The organism is Oceanobacillus sp. FSL K6-0118 (genome assembly GCF_038006665.1).
GTDB lineage: Bacteria > Bacillota > Bacilli > Bacillales > Amphibacillaceae > Oceanobacillus > Oceanobacillus caeni.
Genome location: NZ_JBBOVR010000001.1, coordinates 1050865 through 1060000 on the forward strand (window position 1 = coordinate 1050865; position 9136 = coordinate 1060000).

Consider the following 9136-nt stretch of genomic DNA (forward strand, 5'->3'; position numbering starts at 1 on the left):
GTGAACTACATTACATCTGTGCAAATGCACGGCCAACTGCCTCAATCGTTTGGTCAATATCCTCTTCTGTATGTTCGGTAGTTAAGAACCATGCTTCATACTTAGATGGGGCAAGGTTAACACCTTCATTTAACATGAGCTTGAAGAATCGTCCGAATGCTTCACCATCACTTGCTTCAGCCTCAGCATAATTGGTAACTTGATCTACTCCAAAATAGACCGTTAGTGCCCCTTTTAGTCGATTAATCGTAATGTGAATACTATGTTCTTTGGCTTTTTCAAGAATTCCTTTTTCTAATCGTTCACCAAGTTGGTCTAATTTTTCATAGACACCTTCCTTGCTAAGAACTTCTAGGCAAGCAATTCCTGAAGCCATGGAAGCTGGGTTTCCCGACATTGTTCCAGCTTGATATGCTGGACCTAATGGTGCTACCTGTTCCATGATTTCCTTACGACCACCATAAGCTCCAATTGGAAGTCCTCCACCAATGATTTTACCCATTGCAGTCATGTCTGGCTCAACCCCATACACTTGTTGGGCGCTACCATAAGTAAAGCGGAATGCTGTAATTACTTCATCGTAAATAACCAGTGCGCCTGCTTCGTGTGCCAAATTATTTACTTCTTGTAAAAATCCCTCATGTGGCTCTACAATACCAAAGTTTCCTACGATTGGTTCTACCAATACTGCAGCAATTTCGTTGTTCCATTTATTTAGTGCCTCTTTCATAGCGTCTAGATCATTAAATGGAACCGTAATAACGTCCTCTGCTGTTGAAGTAGGAACTCCAGCAGAGTCAGGAGTTCCTAATGTAGATGGTCCTGATCCAGCTTGAACTAGTACCGCATCGAAATGCCCGTGATAACAACCAGCGAATTTTAAAATTTTCGTACGTCCAGTATATGCTCGAGCAACACGAATGGTTGTCATGACAGCTTCTGTACCTGAATTATTGAAACGAACTTTTTCTAATGAAGGGATTGCTTCTTTTAGCATTTTTGCAAATTTATTTTCCAATTGTGTTGGAGTGCCGAACAATACACCATTTGATGCCGCGTTAGAAATGGCTTTTGCGATATGTGGGTGTGCGTGTCCAGTAATAATGGGACCGTATGCCGCTAAATAATCAATATATTTATTTCCATCTACATCATAGAAATACGCTCCTTGTCCGCGCTCCATGTAGACTGGAGAACCGCCACCAACTGCCTTATAGGAGCGGGATGGTGAGTTAACCCCACCTACAATATGTTCCAATGCTTCTTTATGTAGTTGTTCTGATTTTGTGAACTGCATCGTATTTCCTCCCTAAACTAAATCCAAACTTTACTATACCAAAAAATATTAGAAAAGACGATGAATGTAGCTTCGGTATAAATGGATGGAACGAATATGGTTTTAAAAAAAATAAAAGACAAGCCTTTATTCATCTATGCATATATCTTTATAGATAAGTATTTTAAAGGGGTAGGGGATATGTTTCTAATTCCTTGGATTATATTTATTTTGATTTGTTATGTGTTGGTGAAAAGTATTATTGGTTTTATTACTGGAAAGCAAATCCATGTGAAGTTGGAATTGAGGGATAGCCGGTTTTCTAGTGAACTATTTATGGCGTTATTAGTTATTTATGTGATTGTTATACTTGGGTTTGGAATGATTTATTTTATTTTGTCGTTTCAAGGGATTATTTTAGTAGAATATGGGGAATTACGCCAACCGACATTAATTGGTTCTGTTATTCATTCTATCTATTTTAGTGGGGTAACATTACTAACGATTGGTTACGGTGATATTTCGCCAGTTGGTATAGGAAGGCTGTTAGCGATAACAGAGGCGCTAATTGGTTATGTGTTACCGACAGCCTTTGTGATGAAGTTATTCCAAATGGGTGAACGAAGTAGAGATGAGTGAATGCAATTCTACGTTATGTTATAGTTGTTATAGAAAATGAGGTTGGAGGGATTTTAATGTCAGTTGAAGTAGGAAAAGCTGTGAATGACTTTACATTACCGAATCAAAATGGTGAACAAGTTAGTTTATCGGACTTTCGTGGAAAAAACGTTGTATTATATTTTTATCCAAAAGATATGACGCCTGGTTGTACGACAGAGGCTTGTGATTTCCGTGATCATCATGAAAGTTTCGGAGAATTAAATGCCGTAATTCTTGGTGTAAGTCCAGACCCAGTTGAACGCCATCAAAAATTCATCGAAAAACATGATCTACCATTTGAATTGTTGGCAGATGAAGAGCATAAGCTAGCAGAAGAATTTGATGTATGGAAATTGAAGAAGAACTTTGGTAAAGAATATTATGGAGTGGAACGTTCAACATTTATCATTGATAAAGAAGGCGTTCTACAGAAAGAATATCGTAAGGTTAAAGTGGATGGACATGTAGAAGATGCTTTGACTTATATTAAGGAAAACTTACAGTAATTTTATAGAAAAGATGGAGCATAAAATGATTAACGCTCCATCTTTTTTCTGATTTAAGATTCTTACTGCAACTTCGGACGTTATTTTCTTAAGGGAAAAATAACTCCCAAAGTTCACTTTATTTATGTAAAATAATAATAACTTGAAAATTGTAGGAGGAATAGTGATGATTGTTTTTTCTAGAAAGCTTGCAGAATCGTATCAAGATAGATTAAAAGGAAAATTCCCAAATGAAAATTTTATTTATTGCGATACGATGGAAGAGGTGAATACATACATTCGAGATACAGAAGTGTATGTGACGTTTGGTAGTGATATTAATGAAGAATTTATTAAAAAGGCAGTGAGTTTAAAGTGGATTCATGTACTTTCTGCAGGGGTAGATAATCTACCATTTGCTAGTATCCGGGAAAGAGGAATACGCGTTACAAATGTACGGGGAATACATAAGACTCAAATGTCCGAATATGCCATATCAATGCTGCTACAAGTTTATCGTCAAGAAAAATCCGTCATTAAAAATGAGGAAAATCAAGTTTGGGATAATCAGGGTATAAGCTTAAGAGAAATTACTGGAAAAACAATGGTGGTAGTTGGGACAGGTGCTATCGGAAGTGAAGTTGCTAGACTAGGTAAGGCTTTTGGAATGTATACGATTGGGGTTTCTAGAAGTGGAAAGAAAGTAGAGCACTTTAATGAAAACTATAAAATTAGTGAGTTAAACCAAGCACTATCTCTAGCTGACTTTGTTATATCTGTGTTACCAAGTACAAAGGAGACAAAAGATATTTTTAAATATGAACAATTTAAAGCGATGCCAAACCGCGCTGTCTTCTTAAATATGGGACGTGGCGATGCAGTAATGGAAGAAGATTTATTGGCAGCAATACGAGCAGGGGAAATAGAACACGCTATTTTGGATGTGGTAAAAGAAGAACCATTACCAAAAGGACATCCATTTTGGACAGAAGAAACTATTACAATAACACCGCATATATCAGGGGTCTCACCGGAATATACTAATCGAGCATTGGATATATTTGAGGAAAATTTACAAGTCTTCCGTAGAAATGGGGATAATTATATTAATCCAATCGATTTAACAAGGGGGTATTAAGGTATTACAGACTTTCACAACATCTGAAGACTGATGTCTAATAAAAATGGGAATAATAATAATGAAAAAGAAATACTATTTAGTGGGCAGAGTACTTATATTGACAGATGTCCTTTTGGGAATGTAAACTAATTATAAAGATTATAATTTAATAATATTATTAGAATACATTTTTGAGACGGAAAGTGAGGTGGATGGCTGTGTCTGAAGAACGATTACAAAAAGCTATTAATACTTTAAAGAAATCAGGCGTCCGTATCACTCCACAACGTCATGCAGTACTAGAATACTTATTAAATTCTATGATACACCCAACTGCAGATGAAATATACAAAGCACTAGAAGGTAAGTTTCCAAATATGAGTGTTGCAACTGTGTATAATAATCTAAGGGTATTGCGTGAGGTAGGACTAGTTCGCGAACTGACCTATGGAGATTCATCTAGTCGATTCGATTGTAATACATCTGATCACTACCATATTATTTGCAATGAGTGTGGTAAAATAGTCGATTTTCACTATCCACCTTTAGATGAAGTGGAGGCCCTAGCGGAGAAGGTAACTGGATTTGATGTAAGTCATCATCGGTTAGAAGTATATGGTATTTGTGATGAATGTAAGAAAATAGCTAGTCAGAAACATTAAGATGGAAACAAAAGCTATCGCCTATTTTTAATTGGCGATAGCTTTTGTTATTTTTTCTTTTGATAACGTTTGGAATTATACTTTTCATCAAAATCCAAACCTTCTAAATCTTTATCTAATGTAAGTGGCTGTTTACAATGCATACAAGCATCGACACGACCTAGCATTTTCGTTGGCTTATTACAGTTTGGACAAACAACCGGCACAGACCTAAGTGATAAGGTACCAATCCAAACATATACAACTAAACTAAACACAATAGCTAGGACGCCCAAAGCAAATAAGATTAACATTAACCATTCTATCTTTTTCAGTAAAATGCCCCCATACATAAAAAGAAACCCTACAAATATAAGAATAAGAGCAAAGGATCGGATTTTATTAATTTTGCTTGAATAGACTAATTTCGGTTCGGACATAATCTACCTCCTTCATATATCACTAGTAGTATAGCATATATGTTTAAATATTTCGTTTTCAAAAAGAGGATTTCACTTATTTATAACGAAATATTATAGTTAGAAATTAATTTTGTCGAATTTTGGTGATAGAATAGAGTGGTTGTTTCTATGTATAGGTAATTTTTAGAAAGATGGAGGAAGTAAGATGGAGAATTTCTTAAGGCCAATTTATCAAGAACGTGCAAGTGACCCGAAAACATTAGGTATTCTAATGATGGAAAAAACTAATCCCAACAGTCCTCTAACAGATAATTTTGATATCATTCTACTTATTATTGTAAAAGAAGCGGAACAAGAATGGTTTGTGAAACATTATGAGAGTGCTGGTGAAACAGCAGCAATGCATATTGTTAAAGAAAGTACGTTAATGGACTGGATTGATACAAGCTCTTCCAGACGAGCGGTAGAGTGGGTGATTAATGGAAGAGTCGTTTATGACAGAAATGAATATATTAGTGATTTGAAGAGAAAACTAAGAGATTTTCCACTACAACAAAGAAATCTTAGAAAAGCTATTGAATTTGGTAAGTTGGTAAAAAGTTATAACGAAGCAAAAGCTTTATTTACCTCCAAGAATTATAAAGATGCGCATAGTAAGGTGTTTTATTCTTTACATTACTTAGCAAGGCTTGCGGTTGTAGAAAAAGGCTACTACCCTGAAGTGACTGTATGGAATCAAGTTAAAAATATAGATTTAGAAATCTATAAGTTATATGAAGAGTTCATCGACAGTAGGGAAGAGATGGAGAAGAAAATCCAATTAATGATATTGGCAATGGACTATGTGATTAATCATAGGGCAGCAGCATCGGCTGAACATCTACTTAACATTATGCGAACAAAAGGTGAACCATGGTCATACGCTGAATTAAAAACAAACCCGTTCGTGGAGCCATATAAACTTGATCTTTCTGCAATCATTTCTTATTTAGAAGAAAAAGAAATTATATTACCAGTGTTGGAAGAGACGAAGGGTGTTGGAGTGTTTCATAGGAAATATAGAATAAGTAATTTTTAGATTTTGTTGTTGTGGACAGTTTCGTTTCTGCATGAAGGAGTGTGGGGATGGACTGTTCGATTTTGTTTGAAGTGCTAGTATCGAATAGGCTTTTTATTAATGTGTTTGTGATGCTGATAGTTTTTAAAAAAATATGTTGACAATAGATTGATAAGCATGGTAAAGTATTCATTGTCGCTTCTGAAAGGCGTCTCTAATTAACGACAACTAATTAAAATAATTGTTGACATGAGATGCTGAAAGTGATATATTATAAAAGTCGCTGTTATGAAGCGATTAAATGAATTTGCTCTTTGAAAACTGAACAAAACAACCAGTATGTTAAGACAAAAGAAACTCGTTTTTCTTTTTAAAATAGAGGTTTTTGCCTCTATAAAGCTAAGAACTTCAAATGACTTTTGTTCATTTGAAACAAACTTTTTTTGGAGAGTTTGATCTTGGCTCAGGACGAACGCTGGCGGCGTGCCTAATACATGCAAGTCGAGCGCTGGAAGCTAATTTCATCCCTTCGGGATGAAATTAGTGGAAAGAGCGGCGGACGGGTGAGTAACACGTGGGCAACCTACCTATAAGACTGGGATAACTCGCGGAAACGTGAGCTAATACCGGATAATACTTTTTATTGCATAATAAGAAGTTTGAAAGGCGGCGTAAGCTGTCACTTATAGATGGGCCCGCGGCGCATTAGCTAGTTGGTGAGGTAAAGGCTCACCAAGGCAACGATGCGTAGCCGACCTGAGAGGGTGATCGGCCACACTGGGACTGAGACACGGCCCAGACTCCTACGGGAGGCAGCAGTAGGGAATCTTCCGCAATGGACGAAAGTCTGACGGAGCAACGCCGCGTGAGTGAAGAAGGTTTTCGGATCGTAAAACTCTGTTGTTAGGGAAGAACAAGTCAGGTAGTAACTGACCTGACCTTGACGGTACCTAACCAGAAAGCCACGGCTAACTACGTGCCAGCAGCCGCGGTAATACGTAGGTGGCAAGCGTTGTCCGGATTTATTGGGCGTAAAGCGCTCGCAGGCGGTCTTTTAAGTCTGATGTGAAAGCCCACGGCTTAACCGTGGAGGGTCATTGGAAACTGGAGGACTTGAGTGCAGAAGAGGAGAGTGGAATTCCATGTGTAGCGGTGAAATGCGTAGAGATATGGAGGAACACCAGTGGCGAAGGCGACTCTCTGGTCTGTAACTGACGCTGAGGAGCGAAAGCGTGGGTAGCGAACAGGATTAGATACCCTGGTAGTCCACGCCGTAAACGATGAGTGCTAGGTGTTAGGGGGTTTCCGCCCCTTAGTGCTGAAGTTAACGCATTAAGCACTCCGCCTGGGGAGTACGGCCGCAAGGCTGAAACTCAAAAGAATTGACGGGGACCCGCACAAGCGGTGGAGCATGTGGTTTAATTCGAAGCAACGCGAAGAACCTTACCAGGTCTTGACATCCTTTCGCCCTCCCTAGAGATAGGGATTTCCCTTCGGGGACGAAAGTGACAGGTGGTGCATGGTTGTCGTCAGCTCGTGTCGTGAGATGTTGGGTTAAGTCCCGCAACGAGCGCAACCCTTGATCTTAGTTGCCAGCATTAAGTTGGGCACTCTAAGGTGACTGCCGGTGACAAACCGGAGGAAGGTGGGGATGACGTCAAATCATCATGCCCCTTATGACCTGGGCTACACACGTGCTACAATGGATGGTACAAAGGGCAGCGAAACCGCAAGGTCAAGCAAATCCCATAAAACCATTCTCAGTTCGGATTGTAGGCTGCAACTCGCCTACATGAAGCCGGAATCGCTAGTAATCGCGGATCAGCATGCCGCGGTGAATACGTTCCCGGGTCTTGTACACACCGCCCGTCACACCACGAGAGTTGGTAACACCCGAAGTCGGTGAGGTAACCTTTTGGAGCCAGCCGCCGAAGGTGGGACCAATGATTGGGGTGAAGTCGTAACAAGGTAGCCGTATCGGAAGGTGCGGCTGGATCACCTCCTTTCTAAGGATATACGAAAAGCGAAAGCACCCGGTTAGCGACGTACAAACTGCGCCTGGCCATGCCAGGTGGTCCGATGTTGCCGCGCAAAGTGGCGATTTTAATCGGACATTCTTCTACCGAAGGAGATAAAGGAAACACGATGAACGTAAGTGAATCGATGTTGACTTATCGTACGGAGGTGAAGGAAGTTTGCTAGTCGCTGGGTGCTGCAGCTGGACATTACGGAACATCCTAATTTGGATGAAACATACTGTGTTGTTTGGTTCAGTTTTGAGAGAGCAAATCTCTCTGAAACTTTGTACCTTGAAAACTAAATAAGAGTAAACAAGACATCAAATTTTAAAGCAAGGCTATATAATAGCACGCTTATTCATTGTAAACTTAGTTAAGTGAATAAGGGCGCACGGTGGATGCCTTGGCACTAGGAGCCGATGAAGGACGGGACTAACACCGATATGCCTCGGGGAGTTGTAAGTAAACTTAGATCCGAGGATTTCCGAATGGGGAAACCCACTGTTCGTAATGGAACAGGACTTATGTCTGAATACATAGGGCATAAGAGGCACACCCAGGGAACTGAAACATCTCAGTACCTGGAGGAAGAGAAAGCAAATGCGATTTCCCAAGTAGCGGCGAGCGAAACGGAAACAGCCCAAACCAGAGAGCTTGCTCTCTGGGGTTGTAGGACACTCCACAAGGAGTTACAAAGAAATTCTTTAGATGAATCAACCTGGAAAGGTTAGCCAAAGAGGGTAACAGCCCTGTAATCGAAAAAGAATTTCCTCCGGAGTGGATCCTGAGTACGGCGGAACACGTGGAATTCCGTCGGAATCCGGGAGGACCATCTCCCAAGGCTAAATACTCCCTAGTGACCGATAGTGAACCAGTACCGTGAGGGAAAGGTGAAAAGCACCCCGGGAGGGGAGTGAAAGAGTACCTGAAACCGTGTGCCTACAAGTAGTCGAAGCGCGTTAATGCGTAACGGCGTACCTTTTGTAGAATGGACCGGCGAGTTACGATTGTATGCGAGGTTAAGTGGAAGACACGGAGCCGTAGCGAAAGCGAGTCTGAATAGGGCGATTTAGTATGCGGTCGTAGACCCGAAACCGTGTGATCTACCCATGTCCAGGGTGAAGGTCAGGTAACACTGACTGGAGGCCCGAACCCACGTATGTTGAAAAATGCGGGGATGAGGTGTGGGTAGGGGTGAAATGCCAATCGAACACGGAGATAGCTGGTTCTCTCCGAAATAGCTTTAGGGCTAGCCTCAAGATGATGAGTACTGGAGGTAGAGCACTGATTGGACTAGGGGCCCTCATCGGGTTACCGAATTCAGTCAAACTCCGAATGCCAGATACTTAAACTTGGGAGTCAGACTATGGGTGATAAGGTTCATAGTCGAAAGGGAAACAGCCCAGACCACCAGCTAAGGTCCCAAAGTATACGTTAAGTGGAAAAGGATGTGGAGT

At 40.3% G+C, this 9136-nt stretch carries 7 protein-coding genes and 2 rRNA genes (1 of these 9 cut by a window edge); 7 read left to right on the plus strand and 2 right to left on the minus strand.

The annotated features are described in order from the left end of the window. Positions 1-10 precede the first annotated feature (10 nt). Positions 11-1297 carry a glutamate-1-semialdehyde 2,1-aminomutase gene (locus MHI02_RS05505; protein WP_060669230.1) on the minus strand — a complete coding sequence of 429 codons (1287 nt, stop codon included), beginning with the start codon at positions 1295-1297 and terminating at the stop codon, positions 11-13. A gap of 96 nt (positions 1298-1393) precedes the next feature. Here MHI02_RS05505 and MHI02_RS05510 point away from each other — a divergent pair, with 96 nt between their 5' ends. The 4 genes from MHI02_RS05510 (at position 1394) to perR (ending at position 4203) form a co-directional block, all read left to right on the plus strand. Further along, the gene (locus MHI02_RS05510; protein ID WP_338113683.1) at positions 1394-1915 is read left to right on the plus strand and encodes a potassium channel family protein; all 522 of its coding nucleotides are present in this window, start codon (positions 1394-1396) and stop codon (positions 1913-1915) included. 56 nt (positions 1916-1971) lie between these two features. Next, complete coding sequence (gene bcp / locus MHI02_RS05515; protein ID WP_047185690.1) at positions 1972-2442, plus strand: thioredoxin-dependent thiol peroxidase; 471 nt, start codon at positions 1972-1974, stop codon at positions 2440-2442. Positions 2443-2608: 166 nt separating this feature from the next. Then, positions 2609-3559: a D-2-hydroxyacid dehydrogenase gene (locus MHI02_RS05520; protein WP_060669366.1), complete on the plus strand. Its 951-nt coding sequence runs from the start codon at positions 2609-2611 to the stop codon at positions 3557-3559. Positions 3560-3753: 194 nt separating this feature from the next. Beyond that, positions 3754-4203 (plus strand): peroxide-responsive transcriptional repressor PerR, encoded by a 450-nt coding sequence (perR, locus tag MHI02_RS05525; protein WP_047185688.1) that lies wholly within the window; start codon positions 3754-3756, stop codon positions 4201-4203. Between the two features lie 47 nt (positions 4204-4250). On the opposite strand, the gene MHI02_RS05530 is transcribed toward perR, so the two are convergent. Beyond that, on the minus strand, positions 4251-4622 hold the full coding sequence (locus tag MHI02_RS05530) for a YgzB family protein (RefSeq protein WP_047185687.1): 372 nt from the start codon (positions 4620-4622) through the stop codon (positions 4251-4253). Positions 4623-4809: 187 nt separating this feature from the next. Between MHI02_RS05530 and MHI02_RS05535 the strand changes: the two genes are divergently transcribed. The 3 genes from MHI02_RS05535 to MHI02_RS05545 all read left to right on the plus strand — a co-directional run. Beyond that, the gene (locus tag MHI02_RS05535) at positions 4810-5682 is read left to right on the plus strand and encodes a nucleotidyltransferase-like protein (protein WP_047185686.1); all 873 of its coding nucleotides are present in this window, start codon (positions 4810-4812) and stop codon (positions 5680-5682) included. Positions 5683-6101: 419 nt separating this feature from the next. After that, positions 6102-7667, plus strand: a 16S ribosomal RNA gene (locus tag MHI02_RS05540). Between the two features lie 383 nt (positions 7668-8050). Next, positions 8051-9136 (plus strand): 23S ribosomal RNA (locus tag MHI02_RS05545); it runs 1831 nt beyond the window's last position. Together the 16S and 23S rRNA genes form the textbook arrangement of a ribosomal RNA operon.